Annotated in this window: 24 protein-coding genes; 8 read left to right on the top strand and 16 right to left on the bottom strand. The window is 63.2% G+C overall.

Annotated elements, in window-relative coordinates; genetic code table 11:
- Window positions 1-15: 15 nt before the first annotated feature.
- From glyQ to PQR32_RS12920, 4 genes are all read right to left on the bottom strand, one after another.
- Window positions 16-1,023, bottom strand: a complete 1,008-nt coding sequence (glyQ, locus tag PQR32_RS12905) for a glycine--tRNA ligase subunit alpha (protein ID WP_408227239.1) — start codon at window positions 1,021-1,023, stop codon at window positions 16-18.
- 203 nt (window positions 1,024-1,226) lie between these two features.
- Window positions 1,227-2,837 carry an FMN-binding glutamate synthase family protein gene (locus PQR32_RS12910; RefSeq protein WP_408226786.1) on the bottom strand — a complete coding sequence of 537 codons (1,611 nt, stop codon included), beginning with the start codon at window positions 2,835-2,837 and terminating at the stop codon, window positions 1,227-1,229.
- A 219-nt stretch (window positions 2,838-3,056) separates the two neighbouring features.
- Window positions 3,057-4,202, bottom strand: a complete 1,146-nt coding sequence (gene mnmA / locus PQR32_RS12915) for a tRNA 2-thiouridine(34) synthase MnmA (protein ID WP_408226789.1) — start codon at window positions 4,200-4,202, stop codon at window positions 3,057-3,059.
- 58 nt (window positions 4,203-4,260) lie between these two features.
- A complete protein-coding gene (locus PQR32_RS12920; protein WP_408226792.1) occupies window positions 4,261-4,740 on the bottom strand; it encodes an NUDIX hydrolase in 480 nt (159 codons plus the stop codon).
- Between the two features lie 331 nt (window positions 4,741-5,071).
- Here PQR32_RS12920 and PQR32_RS12925 point away from each other — a divergent pair, with 331 nt between their 5' ends.
- The 3 genes from PQR32_RS12925 to PQR32_RS12935 are packed head-to-tail and all read left to right on the top strand — an operon-like array spanning window position 5,072 to window position 8,004.
- Window positions 5,072-6,214 (top strand): Re/Si-specific NAD(P)(+) transhydrogenase subunit alpha, encoded by a 1,143-nt coding sequence (locus PQR32_RS12925; protein WP_408226795.1) that lies wholly within the window; start codon window positions 5,072-5,074, stop codon window positions 6,212-6,214.
- 12 nt (window positions 6,215-6,226) lie between these two features.
- A complete protein-coding gene (locus PQR32_RS12930) occupies window positions 6,227-6,550 on the top strand; it encodes an NAD(P) transhydrogenase subunit alpha part 2 (RefSeq protein WP_408226797.1) in 324 nt (107 codons plus the stop codon).
- Window positions 6,550-8,004 (top strand): NAD(P)(+) transhydrogenase (Re/Si-specific) subunit beta, encoded by a 1,455-nt coding sequence (locus PQR32_RS12935; protein WP_408226800.1) that lies wholly within the window; start codon window positions 6,550-6,552, stop codon window positions 8,002-8,004. The genes PQR32_RS12930 and PQR32_RS12935 overlap by 1 nt, the downstream gene beginning before the upstream one ends.
- Before the next feature lie 59 nt (window positions 8,005-8,063).
- On the opposite strand, the gene PQR32_RS12940 is transcribed toward PQR32_RS12935, so the two are convergent.
- Together PQR32_RS12940 and PQR32_RS12945 are read right to left on the bottom strand one after the other, a co-directional pair.
- Window positions 8,064-8,804 (bottom strand): helix-turn-helix transcriptional regulator, encoded by a 741-nt coding sequence (locus PQR32_RS12940; RefSeq protein ID WP_408226803.1) that lies wholly within the window; start codon window positions 8,802-8,804, stop codon window positions 8,064-8,066.
- 66 nt (window positions 8,805-8,870) lie between these two features.
- Entirely contained in the window at window positions 8,871-9,254 is a 384-nt protein-coding gene (locus tag PQR32_RS12945; protein ID WP_408226806.1) for a VOC family protein, read from the bottom strand.
- 466 nt (window positions 9,255-9,720) lie between these two features.
- Between PQR32_RS12945 and PQR32_RS12950 the strand changes: the two genes are divergently transcribed.
- Window positions 9,721-11,070, top strand: a complete 1,350-nt coding sequence (locus tag PQR32_RS12950; protein WP_408226809.1) for a M23 family metallopeptidase — start codon at window positions 9,721-9,723, stop codon at window positions 11,068-11,070.
- A 96-nt stretch (window positions 11,071-11,166) separates the two neighbouring features.
- On the opposite strand, the gene PQR32_RS12955 is transcribed toward PQR32_RS12950, so the two are convergent.
- The 5 genes from PQR32_RS12955 to PQR32_RS12975 all read right to left on the bottom strand — a co-directional run bounded on the left by PQR32_RS12955 (window position 11,167) and on the right by PQR32_RS12975 (window position 17,110).
- Window positions 11,167-12,459, bottom strand: coding sequence for a THUMP domain-containing class I SAM-dependent RNA methyltransferase (locus PQR32_RS12955; RefSeq protein ID WP_408226812.1), 1,293 nt, complete (start codon window positions 12,457-12,459; stop codon window positions 11,167-11,169).
- Window positions 12,460-13,245: 786 nt separating this feature from the next.
- Window positions 13,246-14,004, bottom strand: coding sequence for a PqiC family protein (locus tag PQR32_RS12960; protein WP_408226815.1), 759 nt, complete (start codon window positions 14,002-14,004; stop codon window positions 13,246-13,248).
- Window positions 14,001-15,659: a PqiB family protein gene (locus tag PQR32_RS12965; protein WP_408226818.1), complete on the bottom strand. Its 1,659-nt coding sequence runs from the start codon at window positions 15,657-15,659 to the stop codon at window positions 14,001-14,003. The genes PQR32_RS12960 and PQR32_RS12965 overlap by 4 nt, the downstream gene beginning before the upstream one ends.
- Window positions 15,652-16,314: a paraquat-inducible protein A gene (locus PQR32_RS12970; protein ID WP_408226821.1), complete on the bottom strand. Its 663-nt coding sequence runs from the start codon at window positions 16,312-16,314 to the stop codon at window positions 15,652-15,654. Before PQR32_RS12970 ends, PQR32_RS12965 begins: the two co-directional genes overlap by 8 nt.
- A gap of 7 nt (window positions 16,315-16,321) precedes the next feature.
- On the bottom strand, window positions 16,322-17,110 hold the full coding sequence (locus PQR32_RS12975) for a paraquat-inducible protein A (RefSeq protein WP_408226824.1): 789 nt from the start codon (window positions 17,108-17,110) through the stop codon (window positions 16,322-16,324).
- Window positions 17,111-17,528: 418 nt separating this feature from the next.
- On the opposite strand from PQR32_RS12975, the gene PQR32_RS12980 reads away from it, so the two are divergent.
- The 4 genes from PQR32_RS12980 to PQR32_RS12995 all read left to right on the top strand — a co-directional run bounded on the left by PQR32_RS12980 (window position 17,529) and on the right by PQR32_RS12995 (window position 20,855).
- On the top strand, window positions 17,529-18,089 hold the full coding sequence (locus PQR32_RS12980) for a cytochrome b (RefSeq protein ID WP_408226827.1): 561 nt from the start codon (window positions 17,529-17,531) through the stop codon (window positions 18,087-18,089).
- A gap of 8 nt (window positions 18,090-18,097) precedes the next feature.
- Window positions 18,098-18,661 carry a YceI family protein gene (locus tag PQR32_RS12985; RefSeq protein ID WP_408226830.1) on the top strand — a complete coding sequence of 188 codons (564 nt, stop codon included), beginning with the start codon at window positions 18,098-18,100 and terminating at the stop codon, window positions 18,659-18,661.
- 68 nt (window positions 18,662-18,729) lie between these two features.
- Window positions 18,730-19,299, top strand: coding sequence for a YceI family protein (locus PQR32_RS12990; protein WP_408227242.1), 570 nt, complete (start codon window positions 18,730-18,732; stop codon window positions 19,297-19,299).
- A gap of 278 nt (window positions 19,300-19,577) precedes the next feature.
- Window positions 19,578-20,855: an MFS transporter gene (locus PQR32_RS12995; protein WP_408226833.1), complete on the top strand. Its 1,278-nt coding sequence runs from the start codon at window positions 19,578-19,580 to the stop codon at window positions 20,853-20,855.
- Between the two features lie 129 nt (window positions 20,856-20,984).
- On the opposite strand, the gene secF is transcribed toward PQR32_RS12995, so the two are convergent.
- The 5 genes from secF to tgt all read right to left on the bottom strand — a co-directional run bounded on the left by secF (window position 20,985) and on the right by tgt (window position 25,891).
- Window positions 20,985-21,935, bottom strand: coding sequence for a protein translocase subunit SecF (gene secF / locus PQR32_RS13000; protein WP_408226836.1), 951 nt, complete (start codon window positions 21,933-21,935; stop codon window positions 20,985-20,987).
- A gap of 18 nt (window positions 21,936-21,953) precedes the next feature.
- Window positions 21,954-24,020, bottom strand: coding sequence for a protein translocase subunit SecD (gene secD, locus PQR32_RS13005; RefSeq protein ID WP_408226839.1), 2,067 nt, complete (start codon window positions 24,018-24,020; stop codon window positions 21,954-21,956).
- Window positions 24,021-24,137: 117 nt separating this feature from the next.
- Window positions 24,138-24,467, bottom strand: coding sequence for a preprotein translocase subunit YajC (yajC, locus tag PQR32_RS13010; RefSeq protein ID WP_007179286.1), 330 nt, complete (start codon window positions 24,465-24,467; stop codon window positions 24,138-24,140).
- Between the two features lie 38 nt (window positions 24,468-24,505).
- Window positions 24,506-24,664 (bottom strand): hypothetical protein, encoded by a 159-nt coding sequence (locus tag PQR32_RS13015; protein WP_408226842.1) that lies wholly within the window; start codon window positions 24,662-24,664, stop codon window positions 24,506-24,508.
- Window positions 24,665-24,676: 12 nt separating this feature from the next.
- Entirely contained in the window at window positions 24,677-25,891 is a 1,215-nt protein-coding gene (gene tgt, locus PQR32_RS13020; protein WP_408226845.1) for a tRNA guanosine(34) transglycosylase Tgt, read from the bottom strand.
- Between the last annotated feature and the right edge of the window lie 101 nt (window positions 25,892-25,992).

Here is a 25,992-nt window from a genome sequence, read left to right on the forward strand (position 1 = left end):
TTCTTGATGTTCTCGTCAGTCCTGGTCGATCTTGCGTTCGACTTTCAGCGGCGGCGCCCACGCGGGCATCGCGGCATCCTGTTCGTCGGTCGTGAGGCCGGGCACGCCGTGCACCGGATTGCCGAGCATCGGAAAGCCGAGCTTTTCGCGCGAATCGTAGTAAGCCTGTGCGACCAGCTTCGACAGCGCACGAATGCGGCCGATATACGTCGCGCGTTCCGTGACCGAAATAGCGCCGCGTGCGTCGAGCAGGTTGAACGTGTGGCCGGCCTTCAGCACCAGTTCATAGGAGGGCAGCGCGAGCTGCGCTTCAATCATGCGCCTGGCTTCGGCTTCGTAGCTGTTGAAGATCGAGAACAGCAACTCGACGTTCGCGTATTCGAAGTTGTAGGTGGACTGTTCGACTTCGTTCTGGTGGTACACGTCGCCGTAAGTCAGGCGACGCAGTTCCGGGCCGTTCGGGCCTTGCTCTTCCCATTCGGTCCAGACGAGGTCGTAGACGTTCTCGACCTTTTGCAAATACATGGCGAGGCGTTCCAGACCGTACGTGATTTCGCCGAGCACCGGCTTGCAATCCAGACCGCCCACTTGCTGGAAGTACGTGAACTGGGTCACTTCCATGCCGTTCAGCCACACTTCCCAGCCCAGACCCCAGGCGCCGAGCGTGGGGTTTTCCCAGTCGTCTTCGACGAAGCGCACGTCGTTCTGCTTCAGGTCGAAGCCGAGGGCTTCGAGCGAACCGAGGTACAGGTCGAGGATGTTTTCCGGCGCCGGCTTGAGGACCACCTGGTACTGGTAGTAGTGCTGCAGACGGTTCGGATTCTCGCCGTAGCGGCCGTCTTTCGGGCGGCGTGACGGTTGCACATAGGCGGCGCGCCACGGCTCGGGGCCGACCGCGCGCAGGAAGGTATGGACGTGGGACGTGCCCGCGCCGACTTCCATGTCGATCGGCTGGAGCAACGCGCAACCCTGCTTGTCCCAGTAGGACTGCAGTGTCAGGATGATTTGCTGAAACGTGAGCATGAAGTGCCTTTCGGGCATGGGGCCGCGCCGTGAGCGCCGAAGCGCGCCAGGCTGGCCGTGGAGCGAAGTGCTAAACCGTAGATTTTAACGGAAAGGGAGGGGGGTGTCCGTTTTGCGGGGTCGGACGGGAGTTCGGGTGTGCTTTAGAGGACAAAGGGCCGCGCGAGCGGCCCTGCGTCGTACCGGGTGCGTCGGCAAGCGGATCAGGTTGCCGCCAGTTCCATCTTCGGCGAGAACGAATCGCTTTGCGCCACCGGCCAATACTTCTCGAACAGCGAGTAGCGATAGTTGCTGTTGAGCAGATCGTTCGGTTCGAGATACTTCAGCAGCTCAGACATCAAACGCACCTCATGCGACGACACGCGCCGCACGATGTGATGCGCGCGCAGTTCCGCCGGATGCTTCAGGCCCGCGGCCTGAATGATTTCCTTGAGCGCATGCAGCGTGTTGTGATGGAAGTTGAAGACCCGATCGGCCTTGTCCGGAACCACCAACGCGCGCTGGCGCACCGGGTCCTGGGTCGCGACGCCGGTCGGGCAACGCCCCGTGTGGCAGGTCTGCGCCTGAATGCAGCCCACCGCGAACATGAAGCCGCGCGCCGCGTTGACCCAATCCGCGCCGATCGCGAGCGTCTTGGTGATGTCGAACGCGGTGATCATCTTGCCGCTCGCGCCGATGCGGATGCGTTGCCGCAAGCCAATGCCCACCAGCGTGTTGTGCACCAGCAGCAGGCCTTCCTGCAAGGGCACGCCGACGTGATCGGTGAATTCGAGCGGCGCCGCGCCCGTGCCGCCTTCCGCGCCGTCCACGACGATGAAGTCCGGCAGGATACCCGTTTCCAGCATCGCCTTGGCAATGCCGAAGAATTCCCACGGATGCCCGATACACAGCTTGAAGCCGGTCGGCTTGCCACCCGACAGCGTGCGCAGACGGTCGACGAATTCGAGCAGGCCGCGCGGCGTCGAGAATTCGGAGTGCGTGGCCGGCGAGATGCAGTCGCGGCCCATGGGCACGCCGCGCGTCTCGGCGATTTCCGGCGTGATCTTGGCGGCCGGCAGCACGCCGCCGTGGCCCGGCTTCGCGCCTTGCGAGAGCTTCACCTCGATCATCTTCACTTGCGGCTCGGCGGCCTGCTTCGCGAACTTCTCCGCGCTGAAGCTGCCGTCGTCGTTGCGGCAGCCGAAGTAACCCGAGGCGATTTCCCAGATGATGTCGCCGCCGTGCTCGCGGTGATATTTCGACATCGAGCCTTCGCCGGTGTCGTGCGCGAAGTTGCCTTTCTTCGCGCCGAGGTTCAGCGCCATGATCGCGTTCGCCGACAGCGAGCCGAAGCTCATCGCCGAGACGTTGAAGATCGACATCGAATAAGGCTGCGCGCGATCCGGTCCGACGACGATGCGGAAGTCGTGATTCTCGAGCGTGGTCGGCGCGAGCGAGTGGCTGATCCATTCGTGCGCGATGGCTTTGACGTCGAGCTCGGTGCCGTACGGGCGGCTGTCGACGTCGTTCTTCGCGCGCTGATAAACGATGCTGCGCTGGGCGCGCGAGAACGGTTTTTCGTCCGTATCGCCTTCGACGAAATACTGGCGGATTTCCGGGCGGATGAATTCGAACAGGAAGCGGAAGTGGCCCCACAGCGGATAGTTGCGCAGGATCGCGTGGCGCTGCTGCGTCAGGTCAAACAGGCCGAGCGCGACCAGCGCGAGCGGCACGATGATCCAGAACCATGCAATGTGATGCGTCGCGGCCAACGCCGCGCAGACGGCGAACAGCGCGGCTGCGCACCACATGGCCAGATAACGTCGAGAAAACATGGGGACTCCAGTGCAGTGAGGATCGTCACGGCGGGATCGTCCACGCCGTCGGCGCAGACGGAATCCGCCGCGAAGGAAAACGAACGACTGCTTGTTATGGTGAAGCTAGCCGCGGCTTGAAGAGCGAACGCGTCGATGCGGCGCGCGGCGCAGGTTGAAACGTGAAAGTGAAGCGCGTGCGGCAACAGGGCCGTGTTGCCGCACGATTGGACGACTGGATCAACGGGCCGTCAGCAGCGCCGCTTTCTGCGGCTCACGCGCGACCGGCTGTCCGGTGACCGCATGTTCGATGATGCCGCCGCCGAGGCACACGTCGCCATCGTAGAGCACCGCAGATTGCCCCGGTGTGACAGCCCATTGCGCCGCGTCGAAATTCAGCTCGAAGAGACCTTCGTCCACGCCCGCCGCACTGAACGTGCACGGCGCATCCGCTTGCCGGTAACGGGTCTTCGCGCCGCACGCGAAGCCGTCCACCGGCGGCTCGCCCGCCACCCAGCTCGTATTGCCCGCGGACAGCGTATGGCTGAGCAGCCACGAGTGATCGTGACCCTGCGCGACATACAGCGTGTTCGACGGAATGTCCTTGCCGGCGACGAACCACGGCTCGCCGCTGCCGTCCTTGCTGCCGCCGAGGCCAATGCCCTTGCGCTGGCCGAACGTATAGAACGCGAGGCCGATGTGTTTGCCGACCACTTTGCCGTCGGTGGTCTTCATCGGGCCGGGTTGGGTCGGCAGATAGCGGTTCAGGAAGTCGCGGAACGGCCGTTCGCCGATAAAGCAGATACCGGTCGAGTCTTTCTTCTTCGCATTGGGCAGCGCGATCTGCTCGGCGATTTCGCGTACCTTGGTTTTCGGAATCTCGCCGAGCGGAAACAGCGTCTTTGACAACTGCGCCTGATTCAGACGATGCAGAAAGTACGACTGGTCTTTCGTGTGGTCGAATGCCTTCAGCAGTTCGAAGCGGCCGTTGTTCTCGCGCACGCGCGCATAGTGGCCGGTCGCGATGGTTTCCGCGCCGAGCGACATGGCGTGATCGAGGAACGCCTTGAACTTGATTTCGGCGTTGCAGAGCACGTCCGGATTCGGCGTGCGGCCGGCCGAGTATTCGCGCAGGAATTCAGCGAACACGCGGTCCTTGTATTCGGAGGCGAAGTTGACCGCCTCGACGTCGATGCCGATCAGGTCCGCCACCGACACCACGTCGATCCAGTCCTGCCGCGTCGAGCAGTATTCGCTGTCGTCATCGTCTTCCCAGTTTTTCATGAACAGGCCGACCACGTCGTAGCCCTGTTCCTTCAGCAGCCACGCGGTAACCGACGAATCGACGCCGCCCGACATGCCTACTACGACTTTCTGCTTGCTCATAAGATGCTCACTGGGTGCTGCGCGACTTCATGGATCGTGGGTTGGCCGCTCGTTGCGGCTATCTTTTTTGCCCGACCGAATGCGTGTGCACGAAGTCGAGCGGGAAACGCCGGCCCGCGAGGTAGTCGTCGAGGCATTGCATGACGAGCGGCGTGCGGTGCCGTTCGGGACAGGCGCGCAATTCGGCGGCACTCATCCACAACGTGCGGACGATGTCGGGGTCGAGGGCGCGCTGCGGATCGGCTTCGCCGCCCGTGCCGCAATAGGTGAAGCGCAGGTAGGTCACGCCGTCACTGCCGGGCCGCTCGAAATGGGTCATGTACATGCCCACCAGCGCCTCGGGCGCGAACGGGTGGGCGGTTTCCTCGAGCGTTTCGCGGATCACCGCTTCCACCAGCGTCTCGCCCGCCTCCAGATGGCCTGCGGGCTGGTTCAGGCGCAGGCCGTCGGCGGTATGTTCCTCGACCACGAGAAAGCGCCCGTCACGCTCGACGATGGCCGCGACGGTGACGTGCGGCAGCCAGGTTTCCGGTTTCATGGGTGCGCATTTTACCGTTTATGGGCTTTGCCTGCCGGGAAGCGGGCGGCTGGCGGCGCGTCGGCCCGCTTCAGCGTGACTGTCAGCGATCCCGCGAGCGCGGCGCGGTGGGGCGAGGCTCGTAGCGGGGTGATGCCGCCTCGAACGGGCTCGATGTCGAGGCCCGTGGCCCGGCTGGCAATTTGCCCCGCCGGCCGGGCACCCCCGGAATGACCCCGATTTCTGTGCACCCCCTGGTTTCGGTTAAAGTGAGGCGTTAGCCGTTGCACTTGCAAGCCGGCGTGCCTCGTCGGCCGATCTGTCGTAAAACAGGAAGTCGAGGAGGAACAAGATGCACATCGGAGTGCCAGCCGAGACGCGCGCGCACGAAACCCGCGTCGCCGCGACGCCCGAAACGGTCAGGAAGTATGTGACCCAGGGCCACCGGGTCACGATCCAGAGCGGCGCCGGCACCGGCGCCAGCTTTCCTGACGATGCCTTTACGGCCGCCGGCGCGGAGATCGTCGACGCGGCGACCGCTTTTGGCGCTGAACTCGTCCTAAAGGTCCAGTCGCCGACCGAAGCCGAACTGCCGCTTCTAAAGCGCGGCGCGACGCTCGTCGGCATGCTTGATCCGTTTAATACCGAAAACTCATCAAAACTGGCGACTGCGGGCGTGACGGCGTTCGCTTTGGAGGCCGCGCCGAGAACCACGCGGGCGCAGAGTCTGGACGTGCTGTCGTCGCAGGCGAACATTGCCGGCTATAAGGCGGTTTTATTGGCCGCCACGCTCTATCCGCGCTTCATGCCGATGCTGATGACGGCCGCCGGCACCGTGAAAGCGGCCCGCGTGCTGATTCTCGGCGCGGGCGTGGCGGGCTTGCAGGCGATCGCAACCGCCAAGCGTCTGGGCGCGGTGATCGAGGCCTCCGACGTGCGACCGGCCGTGAAAGAGCAGATCGAATCGCTCGGCGCGAAGTTTCTCGACGTGCCCTACGAAACCGATGAGGAGCGCGAAGCCGCGCAGGGCGTCGGTGGCTATGCGCGGCCGATGCCGCCGTCCTGGCTCACGCGCCAGTCCGCGCTGGTCCACGAACGGGCCAAACAGGCCGATGTGGTGATTTCCACCGCGCTGATTCCAGGCCGTGCCGCACCGACGCTGATCTCAGTCGAAACCGTACAGGCGATGAAACCCGGCTCCGTGCTGGTCGACCTCGCAGCCGGACGCGGCGCCGAGTACGAAGGCCAGCGCGGCGGCAACTGTCCGCTCACCGAAACGGACAAGGTCGTCATCAAGCACGGCGTGACCATTGTCGGCTATACGAATCTGGCCTCGATGGTGCCCGCCGACGCGTCCTCGCTCTACGCACGCAACCTGCTCGACTTCCTCAAGCTGATCATCACGAAGGAAGGCGCCCTGAACATCGATCTCGCGGACGACATCGTCGCGGCCACGCTGCTGGCCCGTGACGGCGAAGTCACGCGCAAGGCATAGAGGAGAACGGCGATGGAAGTCATCAATCACACCGTCATCAACCTGATCATCTTCGTGCTGGCGATTTACGTCGGCTATCACGTGGTCTGGAATGTCACGCCCGCGCTGCACACGCCGCTGATGGCCGTGACCAACGCGATTTCGGCGATCGTGATCGTCGGCGCGATGCTCGCCGCGGGCCTGACCTTGGGCACGCCCGGCAAGTTCTTCGGCACGCTCGCGGTTGCACTCGCCGCGGTCAACGTGTTCGGCGGCTTTCTCGTCACACGACGAATGCTGGAGATGTTCCGCAAGAAAGAACCGAAGAAGCTCACCGCAGCCAAGGAGAAAGCGTAATGAGTCTGAACGTCGTCACGCTGCTTTATCTGGTCGCGTCGGTCTGTTTCATTCAGGCGCTCAAAGGGCTGTCGAATCCGAAGACGGCACGTATCGGGAACACGTTCGGCATGGCCGGGATGGCGATTGCGATCGTTACGACCATCGTGTTGATCATCAAACAGGCGAATGGGCTCGGCTCGAATCTCGGTTTGGGTCTCGGTCTGCTGCTGGTCGCGCTGGTGATCGGTGGGGCGATTGGCGCGTTCGTCGCCGCACGCGTCGAGATGACCAAGATGCCGGAACTGGTCGCGGCGATGCACTCGCTGATCGGTCTCGCCGCCGTGTGTATCGCGTATGCGGTGGTGTCAGAGCCGTCGGCGTTCGGTCTCATCGATCCCGACAACACGGCACCGGGCTTCCTGCCGTATGGCAATCGCGTCGAACTGTTCATCGGCACGTTCGTCGGCGCGATCACGTTCTCCGGTTCGGTGATCGCGTTCGGCAAGCTGTCGGGTAAGTACAAGTTCCGGTTGTTCCAGGGCGCGCCGGTCGTCTATGCCGGACAGCACCTGATCAACCTGCTGCTCGCGCTCGCGATGCTCGGCTTCGGCATCCTCTTCTTCCTCACGCAGTCATGGCTGCCGTTCATCATCATGACGCTGATCGCGTTCGTGCTCGGTGTGCTGATCATCATCCCGATCGGCGGCGCGGATATGCCGGTGGTCGTGTCGATGCTGAATTCGTACTCGGGCTGGGCGGCGGCGGGCATCGGCTTCTCGCTGAACAATCCGATGCTGATCATCGCGGGCTCGCTGGTGGGCTCGTCCGGTGCGATTCTGTCGTACATCATGTGCCGGGCGATGAACCGCTCGTTCTTCAACGTGATTCTCGGTGGCTTCGGTAACGAGGCGGGCGCGGCTGCGGCGGACGGGTCGGCGGAGCAACGTCCGGTGAAATCCGGTTCGGCGGATGATGCGTCGTTCATGCTCGGCAATGCTGAAACCGTGGTGATCGTGCCGGGTTACGGGTTGGCGGTCGCGCGGGCGCAGCATGCGTTGAAGGAACTGACCGACAAGCTGGTCGAGAAGGGCATCGAGGTGAAATACGCGATTCACCCGGTGGCCGGCCGGATGCCGGGGCACATGAACGTGCTGCTCGCGGAAGCCGAAGTGCCGTACGACATGGTCTACGAAATGGACGACATCAACGGCGAGTTCGGTCAGGTCGACGTGGTGCTGGTGCTCGGCGCGAACGACGTGGTGAATCCGGCGGCGAAGACCGATCCGAAATCGCCGATTGCGGGCATGCCGATCATCGAGGCTTATAAGGCGCGTACGGTGATCGTGAACAAGCGTTCGATGGCAGCAGGTTATGCGGGCCTCGACAACGACCTGTTCTACATGGACAAGACGATGATGGTGTTCGGCGATGCGAAGAAGGTGATCGAAGACATGGTGAAGGCCGTGGAATAAGCCTGCCCGGAAGGAACGAGATCGCGGTTTGCCTCGCAGCGGCAGACCGCGATCCTCACTCACTTCGGCTTCGCATTCACATGCCGCAACAGGTCCGCGAGCCGCCTGCCTTCCTGATCCGGATACTGTTCGAGCACCTGAAGATTCTGAATCTTCTCCAGCCCAAAATTGCGGAAATCGCTCCGTAATTCACACCACGCACCAAGCGTCCAGCGCGCACCCCAATAGGCGAGTGCCAGCGGCCAGACGCGACGCTCGGTCGCCGCGCCATTCACATCGACGTAGGCAAAGCTCACCACATGTCGCGTGTCGATCGCGCGATGCAGCGCGTCGAGCTGCGCGGAAAAATCCCCTTTGATGTGAAACGACGGCGCGAAGACCGCGAGCCTCTCCAGCGTCGCGCGCTTGTCGGCGGGCATGGCAGAGGCGATCTTGGCGAGCGCCCCACGCGCGCCGTCTGCAAACGCGGCGCCGCCCCACGATTCGAGCATGCGGGCACCCGCGGCGAGCGCGGCCAGCTCATCGGCGGTGAAGGTGAGCGGCGGCAAGCTCGCCGTGCGGCTCAGACGGTAGCCGATGCCGGCTTCGCCTTCGATCGGCACCCCTGACAGTTGCAGATCGCGCACGTCGCGATAGACCGTGCGCAGCGAGATATGCAGCCAGTCGGCGAGTTGTTGCGCGGTGGTCAGACGCCGTCCGCGCAGCAGTTCGGCGATCTGGAACAGGCGGTCGGCGCGGCGCGTCATCGTGGGCGTCTTGTAGAAGAGGACGGGGACAGTCCCGCGATGATAGCGCCGCATGCCACGCTCCGGTCAGCGTTGGTGCGCGGTGCTCGCCGGCCACCGCGCCCGAGCGTTGTGTTGCGTTTAGCTGTTGGTGCGCGAATGCAGGCCGAGGCGGTTGCCCTCGGTATCGGTGAAGAACGCGATATAGCCGATGTCCTGAGGCAGTTTGATCACCGGGCCGTCGGTCTTGCCGCCGGCTTGCTCGACGCGCGCGAGGGTGGCGTCGACGGTCGGTTGCGCGTTCAGATAGACGAGCACGCCGTCGTCGGTCGGTGTCATCGACGGGCTGTGGACGATCGCGCCGCCGGTGGCCGGTTCCTCGTAGCCGAACACGGCGATCGGCTGGCCGCCGACTTCCTGGACATTCAGTTTGACGTCGAGCGCCGCTTCATAGAAACGGACGGCGCGATCGAAATCGACGGACGGAATCTCGAACCATGCAACAACTTTGGATGATGCGGACATGTCACTCTCCTGTGGATGGCGGGTAAGCCGTGTAAAGCGCCGGATGGCGTGAGAAGGAGTGTGCGGGGGGGCTACTGACAGCGTGGTGTCAGCAGGAGGTGGCAGGAGCGATGAAAGAGCTGGTGAAAAAACGGACTGGCCGAAGGGAATTGGCGGACTCTGCACAGCGCGCGTCAACTCAGCAATCGCGGAGGTCGGTCGTGGTGCCCGTTTTTAGGACGAATGCTATGTTTTTTGTTAAAGGCTGTCGGTAACCTGACCGCTCCTGTTGTCGGGCTGTGCTCTCCGATGTCCCAACCTTTCCCCCGGTTGCAAGTTCATCTGTTCCGCACCACTTCCTAGTGTCAAAGCACTGTCGTTCAAGCCCGCGGCTTTCTGTATTCAACCGCGAGATTCCTACGTGATGTGGTTTTTTCTACGTAACATCCTCGCGCGCGAGCAGGTCAACTCCACTGATACGAGCCATTTGGCTCATGTCAAACGCAAATTCCCGGTGGGTGCATCCGCGAGTGCAGTATTGCTCGGTGGCGCCATGGTCGTGATGGGCGCGCCTGTCGCGTCGGGTGCTGCGGCGAAGACATTCCGCCAGGCCGCATCGGCCGGTACGAACGGTTTTGCAGTGGAACGGGCCATGCTGGGCGCGCAACCTTCGGTGCTGAACAATGCATTGGGTCCACACTCTGCGGACCCAATGCGGACAGCCGTTGCTCAAGTCTTATCCGGTGGCGCGCAAAGACTGCCTTTGCCGGGCGGCGAACTGCATGCAAAGCCAACGTTCGCGCTATCGGCGGGCGAGTCGGTTCTGGTGTCGATGTGCCGCGCGAGTCTGGGCATGTGCGAGCCGCATGTGTCTGGCGCGGGACCGCATGCGGCCGACGTGCATGAATGGGCAGGGCGGGTCGTCGTGCAGGCGACCAGGCCGGGTGCCCAGGGCATTGCCGACGTCAGCGGCGGCGCGCGCTCCACGACAAGCCCGCTGGCGATGCCGGTTGCAGATGCCGGCTCGTACACCGGCCAGATCAACGGCAGTTTGCACGATACGTGGATGGCGGCCGGACTCCCGGCGGACGTGGTCGCGCAACTGAGCCGGATCTTCGCGGGTCGCCTCGATGCCGCGACTCGCGCTCAGCCGGGCGACAGCTACCGTATCGTCTACGGACCTGCTGGCCGTGATCGAACCGCTTCGCAACGCAAGCATGTGAACGCCATCGAAATTACCCTGGGCGGCCACACGTACAGCGCGGTGTGGTTCGTCGCGCCAGGGCGCACGGAGGGCGATTACTTTTCGTTCGATGGCGAGCGCCTCGCGGCACAACCCTTCGCGATGCCGCTGAACTACGTCCGCGTCAGTTCGGCTTTCGGTTATCGGATTCACCCGGTGACCGGTGAGCATTTGTTCCATACCGGCGTGGACTTGACCGCTCATGTGGGCACACCGGTCGTTGCGGCATCCGCGGGGACGGTGCAATTCATTGGTCCTGATGGCGGCGGCTACGGCAAGCACGTTGTGCTGCGTCACGCGCGGGGTTACACGACTTACTACGCGCATCTTTCATCCTTCGCCAGCGGCTTGCGAGTCGGCTCGCAAGTGAGTGAAGGGCAGCAGTTGGGTGCGGTTGGGCAGACCGGCGTGGCGACCGGTCCTCATCTGCATTTCGAGGTGCGACTGAACAACCAGCCAACCGATCCGCTCAAGTTGACGAGCCGTTTTGGCGCGGCTCCGCTGGCGGGTCGTGACCGCGCGGCGTTTGATCATGTGGCAGGCATTGCGCGAGAGCAGTTGGCCTCATTGCCTGCTGCTACGCGTAGCGCATAGATCGCACCGCCTGCGCGGGGGTAGTGCGGCGGGAGATGCGTGCGCGTCGACCGATCCTTGAGCACTCCCTTCCCTGCCACGCCGCAATGCGACGCCTCAAGCCGCCGGCGTATCGCTCTGCGGCCGCTGCCGCACGCTGCCCGCGATCAGATCGAAGCGGAACAGACGGCATTCGAGCGCGCCGTTAAAGAGCGGCGTCTTGGTCGATTCACGCAGGCGTAACTGGCCCGGCAGCTTGCGATCCGATGTCAGGATGAACGCGTGCCAGCCGGTGAAGCGCTGTTTGAGCGCATCGCCGAGCGACTGGAAAAATTCGCTGTCCGGCGCTTCTTCCTGGACCCGACGAAAACCCTCGTCTTCGCGGCTGTCACGATTGCCACGGCCTTCGCGAAGCTCGCCCCGGGCATTGCGCCCGCGCACTTCGATCCGTTCGCCATACGGCGGATTGGCGACGAGGATGCCTGCTGCGGACGTCGGCGGCGTCATGCCGCGCGCGTCGACCTGTTTGAGGGGAATCGACGGCAAGCCGGCGCGTTGGAAGTTGGCGCGCGCCTTGTCGAGCATGTCGCCGGAAATATCGCTGCCGAAGATTTGCAGATCGGCGCGCGAACTACGCGCGGCGTGCTTCGCGTCGAGCGCGGCGGACTTGAGCGTTTGCCAGGTTTTGGCTTCGTATTGCTTGAGCTTCTCGAAGCCGAAGCGGCGTTCCGCGCCCGGCGCGATATTCAGCGCCACCTGCGCGGCTTCCGCGAGGAACGTGCCGCTGCCGCACATCGGGTCGTACAGGGGCGTGCCCGCGGTCCAGCCGGTCAGACGCAGAATGCCCGCGGCCAGATTCTCGCGCAGCGGTGCCGCGCCCTTGTCGAGGCGCCAGCCGCGCTTGAAGAGCGGATCGCCCGAGGTGTCGAGATACAGCGTGCAGTCGGTGGCGGTGAGAAAGGCGAACACGCGCACATCGGGCATGGCGGTGTCGATGCTCGGACGCGCGCCGCTGACTTCGCGCAGACGATCGCAGATGGCGTCCTTGACGCGCAGCGTCGTGAATTCCAGGCTGCGCAGTGGCGATTTGATCGCGGTGACGTCTACGCGCAGCGTTTCGTTTGCCGAGAACCATTGTTCCCAACGCTGTTCGACTGCGAGCGCATAAATGTCCTGCTCGCTGCGATACGGGCGATGCGCGATTTTCAGCAGCACGCGGCTCGCGAGACGCGAATGCAGGTTGGCGGCCATGCCGGCGGCCCAGCCTCCGCGGAAATGCACGCCGCCCGGCACTTGTGCGCCGGCCGTGAACGGCGCGCCGTTCAGGTGGTTGGCGGCAATTTCGGTGAGTTCAGCCGCAAGGGAGGCTTCGAGGCCGCGCGGGCAAGGGAGGAAGAAATCGAAGGACATTGAGGTTGCCGGAAGGCGATTGGATAAGGGCGTATTGTACGCGGTCGGGGTGTTGTGCTATTGCGCGGGTGCCCGTGTGGGGCTTTTTGGGGCTGTGCTGTGGTCTTTGTAGTGTTGGCCTTTCCTTGAATTCATGGTGGTCTATTGGTGTTGCCCCTGTGCGGGGCGGCACCTCCTTTCTTTGCCGCGGCAAAGAAAGGAGGCAAAGAAAGCCGCTTCAAACCGCTAGCTTATGAGCGGGTTTCCTGGCTTGGAGGGGGCAGTGGTGCATCTGGAATCCGTCGTCTCGCACATTCCCCGGGAGTGACAAGGCAGTCATACCTCCCGCCTCGCACTATGTGCTCGCCGGAGCCGGTCTGCTTGAAACCAGTGACTTCGTTTGGGCGCTGCGGGAGCCGTCGGCTTTGCCTCGGCGAAATGCCGGAAGAATGGTGGGATTGCGCGGCTGCATCGGTATGCCGTGACGCCGCGTGAAGAGCGAACGCAGGTGGACGCCCGCAGCCGCTGGTTGATGAAGTACTGCAACGGCGCGCGCAGCGCCGCCGGAAGAATGACTGCCTTGTCACCGGGGCGGAATGTGCGAGAACACGGATTCCAGATGCACCACTACCGCGACTGCGCGAGGGATCCGCTTAAGAATTTGCGGTGTGAAGCGGCTTTCTTTGCCTCCTTTCTTTGCCGCGGCAAAGAAAGGAGGTGCCGCCCCGCACAGGGGCAACACCAATAGACCACCATGAATTCAAGGAAAGGCCAACAGCGCCAGGACCACACCCAAAGCAAAAGCCTTCAACTACCAGCCACAGCAGCCCCACCATCAGAAGGACAAGCCGGCACAGCCACGGCTCCAACTTTGCCAGCAGAAGCCCCACCCTTACCTTGGGAAGCAGCAACAGGAGCAGCAACAGGAGCAGCAACCGCCATAGCTTGCACAGCAGAAGCCACCTGCATAGAAATCCGCTGCAATGCCCGCCGATGCCCCTCGACCAGCGCGTCATACCCACCACTAACCGGCTCGCTCACCACACTCCGGCAAGTCATCACAGCCGTAGTCCGCACAGCCCGCACACTCCACACAGCATCGATCAACGCATGCGAACCCGGCCATGACTCAAACCGCTGCACATTCATGCTGACGCGATACACCGGCGTCGCATCCGGATAGGCCGTGCCGTACACATCGATCGTGCCTAATTGCTGCGTCAGACTCGTAGACAGCGCACGACGGATTTCATCGCCAGGCAAGGAAGCCCAGCGCTCCTGTTCGAGTACCTGAACTTGCGTCGGTCCCGTCTGTACGACGAGCTGATTCTTCGTCACCTGCGGCGGCACGTCGATCGGCGCGACTTCGATCAACCAGGCCGGGGCAGCCGAGGTCCGGGCGCTGACCGGCGTAGCGGATCCGGCGGCGCTGTCGGCACCCAGCGTATAGAAGTGGCTCGAAGGCGACGAGCATGCCGTCAGCGCCGCCAGTCCGGCCAGAGCGCCGGCAACGACAGCGCCGCGCACGAGCCCGCGCGGTGAGCGGGGGAGCCGGGCAAACATCATGGTTTATCTCCTGTTTTACCGCGCAACAGCGATTCGGGATGACGCTCCAGATAATCCGACAGCGCATTCAGTGACTGCAACGTGCGCGTCAATTCCTGCAGCGCCTGATGAACATCGGACTGCAACGGCGAATCCTGCTGCAACGTCGCCTCGGCCGAACCGAAAGTTTGCTTCGCCGCCGCGAGGGTGTCGCGAGCCTGCGGCACGACTTCCTTGTCGAGTCGCGTGAAGAGCTGATCGGCGTTCTTCAACGCACTGTTCAGGTTGTTGCCGATCTGATCGAACGGCACGGCGTCGAGCTTCTTCGCAATGTCGGCGACCTGGAGTTGCAACTCATCGAGCGTGTTCGGAATCGTCGGCAGCTCGAGCGGATCGCTTGCCACGTCGACGGTCGCCGGCGGCGCCTTCGGGAAGATATCCAGCGCCACATACAACTGGCTCGTAATCAGATTGCCGGTGCGCAACTGGCCGCGCAAACCATGCTTGACGAGTTGTTGCAGCAGCGTTTGACCGGCGAGCGTGCCCGGCACCGGCGCGGTCTCGCGGAAACGCTTACCGAGACGGTCGGGGTACAGGTTCATGGTCACCGGCATCGTGAAGCTACGCGTTTTCGGATCGTAGTCGATGCTGATGTTGGTCACCTGGCCCAGCACGATGCCGCGGAAATCGACCGGCGCGCCGACCGACAGCCCACGCAGCGACTGGTTGAAGTTCATCACCACGCGCAACGGCACGCCGTCCGGTTCGCGCATCGCATCCGCTTCGTCCGAACCGAGGCGGAACGTCATGTTGTTCGGCGCCTGCGCGCCTACACCCTGGCCCGGCGGCGACTGGAACGACAAGCCGCCCACGATCACCGTGGCAAGCGACTGCGTGTTCAGCTTGAAGCCGCTGGAGTCGAGCCGCAGATCGACGCCGCTCGCATGCCACCAGCGCGAATTGGTGCCGACGTACTGGTCGAACGGCGCGGACACGAAGACCTGCATGGTCACGCCGGTGCCGTCCTTGTCGAGCGAGAAGCCGACCACCTGGCCGACCTGCACGCGCCGGTAAAAGATCGGCGAGCCGATGTCGATCGAGCCGAGCGAGTCGCCGTGCAGGACGAACTGGTGGCCCTTCTGGTCGCCGGTAATCGGCGGCGGCGTTTCGAGGCCGACGAAATTCTTCTCGGTATCCGGCGAGTGCCCGGCATCCGCACCGATGTACGCGCCCGACAGCAGCGTGGTGAGTCCCGACACGCCGCTCGCGCCGACGCGCGGCCGCACCACCCAGAAACGCGAATCCTTGACCGCGAAGTCTTCGCCTTCCTTGGTCAACTGCACTTGCACGAGCACGTGAGACAGATCTTTCGACAGCGTGATGGTCTTCACCGAGCCGACGTCGACGTCCTTGTACTTCACCTTGGTCTTGCCGGGTTCGAGGCCTTCGGCGCTGACGAAGCTGATCGTGATGGTCGGGCCTTTCTCGGTCACCGACTTGATCACGAGCGCGATGCCGATCAGCGCGGCGATCAGCGGAATCACCCAGACAAGCGAGGGCAGCCAGCGGCTGCGCGGCTCAATTTCAGGGTCCGGGAGTTGGGGCGGCAGCTTCGGTCCGTTCGAATCGTTGCGCGGCGCATCGGAGGCGGGCGTCGGTTCTTGCGGGCTAGTCATGTTTGAGGTCCTGAGGTTTTTGGGTACTGCCGTTCACGCTGCCTTCCACGTTATCCCAGATGAGCCGTGGATCGAATTGCATGGAGGCCATCATGGTCAGAATCACCACCGAGCCGAAGGCGATCGCCCCGGGGCCGGCCGTAATGACGGCAAGCGATTTGAAGCGCACCAGCGCGACGGTCAGCGTGACGACGAACACATCGAGCATCGACCAGCGCCCGATCCGTTCGACCATCCGGTAAAGCGTGGTGCGCTGCTCGGGGCGCCAGCGCGAACGACGCTGCGCCGTGACGGTGAGCAGCACCAGCACGCTCAGCTTGAGCATCGGCACCATGATGCTGGCGATGAACACGATCACCGCCAGTGGCCAGTCGCCCGAGGTCCAGAAATAGACGACGCCGCTCATGATGGTGTCGTCTTCGGAACCGAGCAGCGACGAAGTGTGCATCACCGGCAGCAGATTCGCGGGAATATACAGCAGCGCCGCGGCGATCAGCAGCGCCCAGGTGCGCATCAGGCTGTCGGGGTTGCGCGAGTGCAGGCGCGAGCCGCACCGTCCGCAGTGCTGCGGCGTGACGGAGCGGATGCGCGGTTCGACGCGTCCGCACGCATGGCAACTGAGCAGGCCTGCGCGTCTTGCGGTGACGTATTTCATGGCGTGCTCATCCTCGACGTGGCACCGGCGGCACCGGCGGCGCGCCCGGCGGCAAGGCGGACGGCGCGACGGTCTGCACGTCGGGCGCCGCCGCGGTCTGCACGTCGGTCGGCGCGGGCGGCCCGGCGATCGAACTGACGGCGGCGGCCGCGCTATCGGCGGAGGTGCGCGGCAGCGGCCGCTGATTGCGGGCGCCGAGTTCGTCGGCGAGGTCCCACAGAATGCGCGGATCGAACGTGACCACCACCGCGAACATCAGCGTGAGCACGCCGAACGCGAACAGCGCCGCCTCGGGAATCACGCGCGCGAGGCTCACCATCTTCACGATCGTGATCAGCACGCCGAGCATGAACACTTCGATCATGCCCCACGGGCGCACGAACTGAATGGCACGCAGCACCTGATTGAACGCGGGCGGCACATAACCCGCGCGCAGTGGAATCAGCACGTAGAGCAGCGCGACGAGTTCAGTCAGCGGAAACAGAATGGTTGAGCAGAACACCATGATCGCGACGATCTGCATCTCCTCGCCCCACAGCGCGACGAGCGCGCCGAACAGCGTGGTCTGCGAGGTGATGCCATTGGTTTCGAGTTCGACGATCGGGAAGCCCTGCGCGATCAGGAAGGTGATCAGCGCGCCCAGCGTCATCGCGCTGATGGCGTCGAGCTTGCGGGACACGCCGCGATACAGCGTCGCTCCGCAGCGCGAACAGCGCGCGACCGTGCGTCCGACAAGCCGTGGCTTGCGGAACAGCGTATCGCATTCATGGCACGCGATCAGATTGTCATGGTCCATAGGGCAAAGGGCCGACGGTGTGAGGGGAAGCGTGCAATGCCCGTTCTATGGCAGGTCTGATAAAAGGGTGGAGCAATAGTACCAAAACGCGCCCGGCCGTCGCACAGACCGTCGCACGGGCTGCGGACCGCGGGCCGGGACGGCCTTTTCGGCGGACCGTTGATCCTACATGGAATCGGTATCACTCTGACAGCCTCCGTCCCCAATTGTTCAATGCGGGCGCCATGTCGCTGGAACGGCCGGTCCGCGGCATATCAGCGGGCTGCAGCCAGTTTTTTCCGATTGGGGTAGCATGGCCGCCTTGGCGCGTGCCGCAGCAGGCATGGTCCGATCGTACGCGCCGATGCGGTGCGCATCGATACCTGGAATAGCAGGGCGGGCTGCGCCGTTAACCTCACTTAGCTTGCGTTGACCTGTCATGGCACTTAATCCTTCATTCGGCAGCCGGGAGTCGTACACGCGCACTGCCATCGCCTTGCATTGGCTGATCGCGTTGCTGATCGTGTGCGGCTTCGCGCTCGGCTGGGTCATGACCGATATCCCGGGCTTCACACCGACCAAGCTGAAGTACTTCTCGTGGCACAAATGGATCGGCGTGACGGTGTTCGCGCTCGCCGTCCTGCGCATTCTCTGGCGCGCCACGCACGCGGCCCCCGTGATGCCGCGCCGCATGCCGGTCTGGCAGCGCGGCGCCGCGCATGTCGTGCATCTGCTGCTGTACGTGTTGATGATCGCGATTCCCGCCTCGGGCTATCTGTACAGCTCGGCGGCCAACATCCCGGTGGTGTACCTCGGGCTGATTCCGCTGCCGCGCCTGATCGCGCCGGATCCGCATCTCAAGGAACTGCTGAAGAACGTGCATATCACGCTGAATTACACCTTGCTCGTGCTGGTCGCGTTGCACGTCGCGGCCGCGCTCAAGCATCAATGGCTGGATCGCGACGGCCTGCTTTCGCGCATGCTCCCTTTCCTCAAATAAGGACAACCATGAAGGTCTCGTTTTATCGCTACATGCTCGCCGCTTTCGCCGCGGCCTCGCTGACGGCGGCCGGCAGCGCCATGGCGCAAGTCGACGTCGCGAAGAGTTCGGTGACGGCCACGTCGAAGCAGATGAACGTGCCGGTGGAAGGCAAGTTCGGCAAGTTCACCGCGCAGCTCAAGTTCGATCCGGCAAAACCGGCCGACGGCACCGCGCAGCTCAGCATCGACGTGGCCAGCTACGATCTCGGCGACGAAAGCTACAACGACCAGGTACGCGGCAAGGACTGGTTCGACGCGAAGACGTATCCGAGCGCCACCTTCGTTTCGAGCGCGATCGCGCCGGCCGGCGGCAACCAGTTCAAGGTGACCGGCAAGCTGACCATCAAGGGCAAATCACAGACGGTGGTGGTGCCGGTCACGGTGTCGCAGCAGGGCGCCGTGCAAACCTTCGACGGTTCACTGCCGATCAAGCGCTCGCAATTCGACATCGGCACCGGCGAATGGAAAGACACCTCGGTGGTCGCCGACGAGGTCGTCATCAAGTTTCATATCGTTGCAGCACATAAGTGACGTTTGCCGCGCCGTTCGGGCGCGGCAGCCTTTTTTCAAGAACCCAGGAGCTTGAATTGAAAACTTCCATGTTGATCGCCGTCGGCGCGCTGGCTTCTTCTTTCTCGTTCGGCGCGTTCGCGGCCGCCGATACCTATCAGCTCGACCCGACCCACACGTATCCGAGCTTCGAGGCGGATCACTTCGGCGGCCTCTCGGTGTGGCGCGGCAAGTTCACCAAGAGTTCCGGCACGGTCACGCTCGACCGCGCGGCGAAAACCGGCACGGTCGACGTGACGGTCGATCCGGCGTCGATTGAAACGGGCAACGGCAAGCTCGACGAGCATCTGAAGTCGAACGAGTTTTTCGACGTCGCCAAGTATCCGTCGGCGACCTATAAGGGCACCGACATCAAGTTCGACGGCGACAAGCCGGTCGAAGTGATCGGCAGCCTGACGATGCACGGCGTCACCAAGCCGCTGAATCTGAAGATCGATTCGTTCAAGTGCATGCCGCATCCGATGCTCAAGCGCGAAGTGTGCGGCGTGGAAGCGAGCGCGCATTTCAGCCGTGCCGACTACGGCATGGATTTCGGCACCAAATACGGCTTCAGCATGGATACCAAGCTGCACATTCAATCTGAAGGCATCAAGCAGTAAGCGATTTGATGAGTCTTTGATTCAAGGGCTTGAATCGCGCGGCCGTTGCGCCGCAACAAAAAAACCGCTTCGTTCGCTTTTGCGACGAAGCGGTTTTTTATTGGCCGTCTGACACGCTGGAAGCCTTACGCAGCGGCCTGGCGCAATTTCGCACTCGCGTCGGTTTAATTTTTCGGGTACATAGAGCGCAGGCACCGTATTGGTTGTGCGCGCATCCAGTCGGGCGTTTCAGGCGTCAAGCCAACATGAATAATATTTCGCGCGACTTGGAGATCTGCATGAACGCAACGACGGCAGCAAGCCTGGCGGGGAGCCGGCAGAATTCGTGGCGCGCGGTGATCGCGGCCTCGATCGGCAACGCGCTGGAATGGTTCGATCTGGTGGTGTACGGTTTTTTCGCGGTGATCATCGCGAAGCTGTTTTTCCCGGCCGGTAACGACACGGTGTCGCTGCTCCTCACGCTCGGCACGTTCGGCGTGTCGTTCTTCATGCGGCCGCTCGGCGCGATCGTGATCGGCGCGTACGCTGACCGTGCCGGCCGCAAGGCGGCGCTCACGCTCTCGATCCTGCTGATGATGGCCGGCACGCTGATCATCGCGATCCTGCCGACTTATCAAAGCATCGGCCTCGCCGCGCCGGTGATTCTCGTGTTGGCGCGTTTGATGCAAGGCTTTTCGGCGGGCGGCGAGTTCGGCAGTGCCACCGCGTTTCTTGCGGAACACGTGCCGGGGCGGCGCGGCTTCTTTGCTAGCTGGCAGGTGGCGAGCCAAGGGCTCACCACGCTGCTTGCCGCCGGCTTCGGCGTGCTGCTTACCGGCAAGCTGTCGCCGGAGCAGATGGGTTCCTGGGGTTGGCGCGTGCCGTTCATTTTTGGTCTGCTGATCGGACCGGTCGCGTGGTACATCCGCACGAAGCTCGACGAGACGCCCGAGTTCCTCGCGGCCGAAACGACCACGACGCCGCTGCGCGATACCTTCACCAGCCAGAAGTTGCGCCTGCTGATCGCGATCGGCGTGGTGGTGCTCGGCACGGTATCGACGTATCTCGTGCTGTTCATGCCGACGTTCGGCGTGAAGCAGTTGGGACTGGCGCCCTCGGTCGCGTTCGCGGCGATTGCGCTGACCGGTTTGATACAGATGGTGTTCTCGCCGCTGATCGGCCATCTGTCGGACCGGCATGGGCGCACCACGATCATGCTGACGTCGGCGCTGCTGCTGCTCATCCTCATCTACCCGGCCTTCGTGTATCTGGTCGCGCATCCGACATTCGGCACCTTGATCGCCATGCAGATCGTGTTCGGCTTCCTGATGACCGGATATTTCGCGGCGCTGCCGGGTCTGCTTTCGGAGATGTTCCCGGTGCAAACGCGCACGACCGGCATGTCGCTGGCCTATAACATCGCCGTGACGATCTTCGGCGGCTTCGGGCCGTTCATCATCGCGTGGCTGATCAGCGCGACGGGCTCGAAGGCCGCGCCGAGTTACTACCTGATTTTTGCCGCGCTCGTGAGCCTCGTCGCGCTGATGGCGGCGCGGCGTAAGCTCGGCTTTCGCTGATTCGGACGCCTTCTGACGCTGCTGCGGGATAGGGCAGTGTGATGGCGGAGCAAGGGCGGCGGTAAACGCAAAAGGCCGGTTCATGATGAACCGGCCTTTTGCATTGCGAGGTCTGAAACTACAACAGAATCAGACTTGCGCGCCCGCGTTCGGATCGTCCGCGTCGTTGCGTTCCTTCTTGTCCTTGATCAGATCTTCGCGCTTCACGCCGAACCACATGGCGAGCGCCGCGGCGACGAACACCGACGAGTAGATACCGAACAGAATACCGACCGTCAGCGCCAAGGCGAAGTAGTGCAGCGTTGGGCCGCCGAACAGGAACATCGACAGCACCATCATCTGCGTACAGCCGTGGGTGATGATGGTTCGCGACATCGTGCTGGTGATCGCGTGGTTGATCACTTCGATCACGGTCAGCTTGCGCTCGCGGCGGAAGGTCTCACGAATCCGGTCGAAGATAACCACCGATTCGTTCACCGAATAGCCGAGCACCGCGAGCACCGCGGCCAGCACCGACAGCGAGAACTCCCACTGGAAGAACGCGAAGAAGCCGAGAATGATGATCACGTCGTGCAAGTTAGCGATCACGCCGGCCACCGCGTACTTCCATTCGAAGCGGAACGACAGATAGATCACGATACCGACCACCACGCAGGCCAGCGCGAGCAGGCCGTCGGTGGCGAGTTCCTTGCCGACCTGCGGGCCGACGAACTCGACACGTTGCAGTTGCACCTGCGGCGTGTCGGCCTTCAGCGCGCTCATCACCTGATCGCTCTGTTGCGCGGACGTATAGCCCTGCTTGAGCGGCAGACGGATCAGCACGTCGCGCGAGGTGCCGAAGTTCTGCACCTGGGCGTCGGCATAACCGAGCTTGCCCAGCGTAGCGCGCACCGGCTCGAGCGGCGCCGCGCCCGGATACTGCACTTCGACGACCGTACCGCCGGTGAACTCCACCGACAGATGCAGCCCGCGATGCAGCAGGAAAAACACAGCGGCAAGGAACGTCAGCAGCGAGATTGCGTTGAAAATCAACGCACGCTGCATGAACGGAATGTCTTTGCGGAAACGGAAAAATTCCATGGTCTTGTTCTCCGGGACTCAGCGGGACGAACCCGGTTTCTGCGGCGTGCTTGACGAACCCGGCGACGAACCCGGCGCATTGCGGCGGCGCACGGTCGGCTTGCCGGCACGCGCTTGCGCGACCGCTGCCTTGGCCTTCGACGGCTTGGCGGCGACCGCGGCGACGGCTTGCGCGGTGTCGGTCGCGGCATCTTCGCTACCGAGGTAAGCGGCCGAGCCCGCAGGCGCCGTATCCGGACGCCACACCTGACCGATGGCCAGCGACTTCAGCTTCTTCTTGCCGCCGTACCAGAGGTTGACGATGCCGCGCGAGAAGAACACGGCCGAGAACATCGACGTCAGAATGCCGATACAGTGCACGATCGCAAAACCGCGCACCGGGCCTGAGCCGAACGCGAGCAGCGCGATACCGGCGATCAGCGTGGTGACGTTCGAGTCGAGAATCGTCGCCCAGGCGTGTGCGTAGCCGTTCTGGATGGCCAGTTGCGGCGGCGCGCCGTGGCGCAGTTCTTCACGCACGCGTTCGTTGATCAGCACGTTGGCGTCGATCGCCATACCGAGCGCGAGCGCGATAGCGGCGATACCCGGCAAGGTGAGGGTGGCCTGCAACATGGACAGCACGGCGATCAGCAGCAGCAGGTTGACCGACAGGCCGATCATCGAGATCACGCCGAACAGCATGTAGTACGCGATCATGAAGACGGCGATTGCCGCGAAGCCCCACACCACCGAGTGGAAGCCCTTCTTGATGTTGTCCGCGCCGAGGCTCGGGCCGATCGTGCGTTCTTCGATGATGTCCATCGGCGCGGCCAGCGAACCGGCGCGCAGCAGCAGTGCGAGGTCGGCGGCGCCTTGCGGCGTGGCCTGGCCGGTGATCTGGAAGCGGTCGCCCAGTTCCGACTGGATGGTCGCCACCGTCAGCACTTCGCCCTTGCCCTTTTCGAACAGCACCATGGCCATCGGCTTGCCGATGTTGTCGCGCGACACGCTGGCCACCGCACGGCCGCCGGCCGAATCCAGACGGATGTTGACGGAAGGACGTTGATGTTCGTCGAAGCCTGCCGACGCGTCGATAATCCGGTCGCCCGTGAAGATGATCTGCTTGCGCAGCAGCACCGGTGTCTGGTTGCCTTGCGTGAACAGCTCGTCGCCCGGCGGCACCGGATCGGACGGGTTCGGATGCGTGTTGACCGGATCGGCGAGGCGCGCTTCGAGCGTCGCGGTGCGGCCGATGATGTCCTTCGCCTTCGCCGTGTCCTGCACGCCCGGCAGTTCGACCACGATGCGGTCCGAGCCTTGTTGCTGGATCACCGGCTCGGCCACGCCGAGTTCGTTCACGCGATTATGCAGCGTGGTGATGTTCTGCTTGAGCGCGGCGTCCTGCACGGCTTTCTGCACCGTCGGCGTGAACGTGCCGACCAGTTGCACGCCGCCGTCCGAGCCGGGTTGCGAGGCCCACTGGAGTTCGACGATGCTGCGGCTCAGTCGCTTGGCTGCGTTGTCCGCCGTGGCCTGGTCGGCGAAATTGATCACCACCGACTGGTTCACGCGGTTCACGCCGCCGTCGCGGATGTTGCTGTCACGCAGCAGCGTGCGCGCGTCCGAAGCGTCCGAATCGAGCTTTTTGTTCAGCGCGCCGGCCATGTCGACCTGCAGCAGGAAGTGGACACCGCCGCGCAGATCGAGACCGAGGTACATCGGCAGCGCGTGCAAGGCGGTCAGCCAGCGCGGCGACGCGCTTTGCAGATTCAGCGCGACGATGAACTGCGGGTCGGTCGGGTCGCTGTTCAGCGACTTCTGCAGCAGGTCCTTCACGCGCAACTGCGTGTCGGTGTCCGGCAGACGCACACGGATGTTTGCGTTGGTCGCCGAGTTGTCGAACGTGACGTCGTCCGGCTTGATCTGATTCGCGGCGAGCGCGGCTTCGACAGCCGACAGCGTGGTCGAGTCGAGCTTGACCGTTGCCTTGCCGCTCGACACCTGCACCGCCGGCGCTTCGCCGAACAGGTTGGGCAGCGTGTACACGAGGCCGATGACCAGAGCCACCAGCATCACGGCGTATTTCCAGAGGGGGTAACGATTCATGAGTGGTCCAACGGGAAGGTTGGCTTGGAAGCGATGCGTCCGGCGATGAGCGCGGGCGGTTCACGGTGTGCTGCGTGGACCGCCGGCGAGGCCGCGCCGAACGCGAGAGAGCAGGCCTTACAGCGACTTGATCGTGCCCTTCGGGAGAATCGTCGTGACCGACGCTTTTTGCACGGTGATTTCCGTGCCTTCCGAGATTTCGACGCCGACGTAAGCTTCGCCCACCTTGGTCACCTTGCCGACGATGCCGCCATTCGTCACCACTTCATCGCCCTTGGCCATGGCGGCGAGCATGTTGCGATGTTCCTTCTGGCGCTTCATTTGCGGGCGAATCATGATGAAGTACAGCACGCCGAACATCAGGATCAGCGGCAGGAAGCTCATCAGGTTCGATTCAATGCCACCTGTTGCTGTGCCTTGGGCGAAGGCATTGGAAATGAACGACACGTTGGTCTCTCCGTTATAAGTCAAAACGATCAAAAAAATCAGCCGGTTATTCTACCACCGGCCCGACGCGCGTCGGCGCGGCGAATCGGCTTTGCGATCAATCGTTTAAAGCCTGCTTTGCCGTTTTTACTGCCGCCCGCGAAAGTTGATTGTAAGGTTTTCCTCGCGAGGCCGACGGATTCTTCGGCTGAATCCATTGCTCCGCGCCGTCACGGCGCCTCGGCGGTGCCGCGTGCGCGGTTCTCGTGAAAGCGTTTGCGGAAGGGCTCGAACATTTTCGCGTCGATTGCGTCGCGGATTTCCTGCATCAGTTCGAGGTAGTAGTGCAGGTTGTGGATCGTGTTCAACTGCGCACCGAGGATTTCCCCTACACGATGCAGATGGTGCAGGTAGCCGCGAGTGAAATTTCGGCAGGTATAGCAGCCGCATTGCTCGTCGAGCGGGCGCAGCGAATTCTTATGCGCGGCGTTGCGGATTTTCACGTCGCCGAAACGCGTGAAGAGCCAGCCGTTGCGCGCATTGCGGGTCGGCATCACGCAGTCGAACATGTCGACGCCGGCGGCGACGCCCGCCACCAGATCTTCCGGCGTGCCGACGCCCATCAGGTAGTGCGGCTTGTTGGCCGGCAGCTTCGGACCGATGTGGTTCAGCACGCGCATCATGTCTTCCTTCGGCTCGCCGACCGACAGGCCGCCGATCGCCAGACCGTGGAAATCCTTCTCCGCGAGGCCCGCCAGCGACTCGTCACGCAAGTCTTCGAACATGCCGCCCTGAACGATGCCGAACAATGCGTTCGGATTGCCCAGCTTGCGGAATTCGTCGATGGAGCGCTGCGCCCAGCGCATCGACATGCGCATCGAATCGGCCGCTTCCTTGTGCGAGGTCGGCACGTTGTTGGTCGCGTACGGCGTGCATTCGTCGAACTGCATGACGATGTCCGAGTTCAGCACCTTCTGGATCTGCATCGACACTTCGGGCGACAGAAAAAGCTTATCGCCGTTGATCGGCGATGCGAACGTGACGCCATCTTCGGTGATCTTGCGCAGATCGCCGAGGGAGAACACCTGGAAGCCGCCCGAGTCGGTCAGGATCGGCTTCTTCCAGCCCATGAAGCCGTGCAGGCCGCCGTGAGCGTCGATCGTTTCCAGACCCGGACGCAACCACAGGTGGAAAGTGTTGCCGAGGATGATCTGCGCGTGCATTTCCTCCAGCTCGCGCGGCTGCACGGCCTTCACGGTGCCGTAGGTGCCGACCGGCATGAAGATCGGCGTTTCCACCACGCCGTGATTGAGCGTGACGCGGCCGCGGCGGGCCTGGCCGTCGACGCCGAGCAGTTCGAAATTGAGGCCGTTGTCAGGGCGAACATGATCGCCGAGGTAAGCGCCGTGGTCGGCGCGCGGGCTAACGGATTGACCGTCGGTCATGAAATAACTCCTGTGCTACCGGAAGCAGCTTTGCATGGGACCGGAGTAAGCGCTGAAGCGCTTACTCCGGATCGACAAGTCCGGCGCAATGTTGAAACGCC

The sequence above is a fragment of the Paraburkholderia dipogonis genome (genome assembly GCF_046027395.1).
Taxonomy (GTDB): Bacteria; Pseudomonadota; Gammaproteobacteria; order Burkholderiales; family Burkholderiaceae; genus Paraburkholderia; species Paraburkholderia dipogonis_A.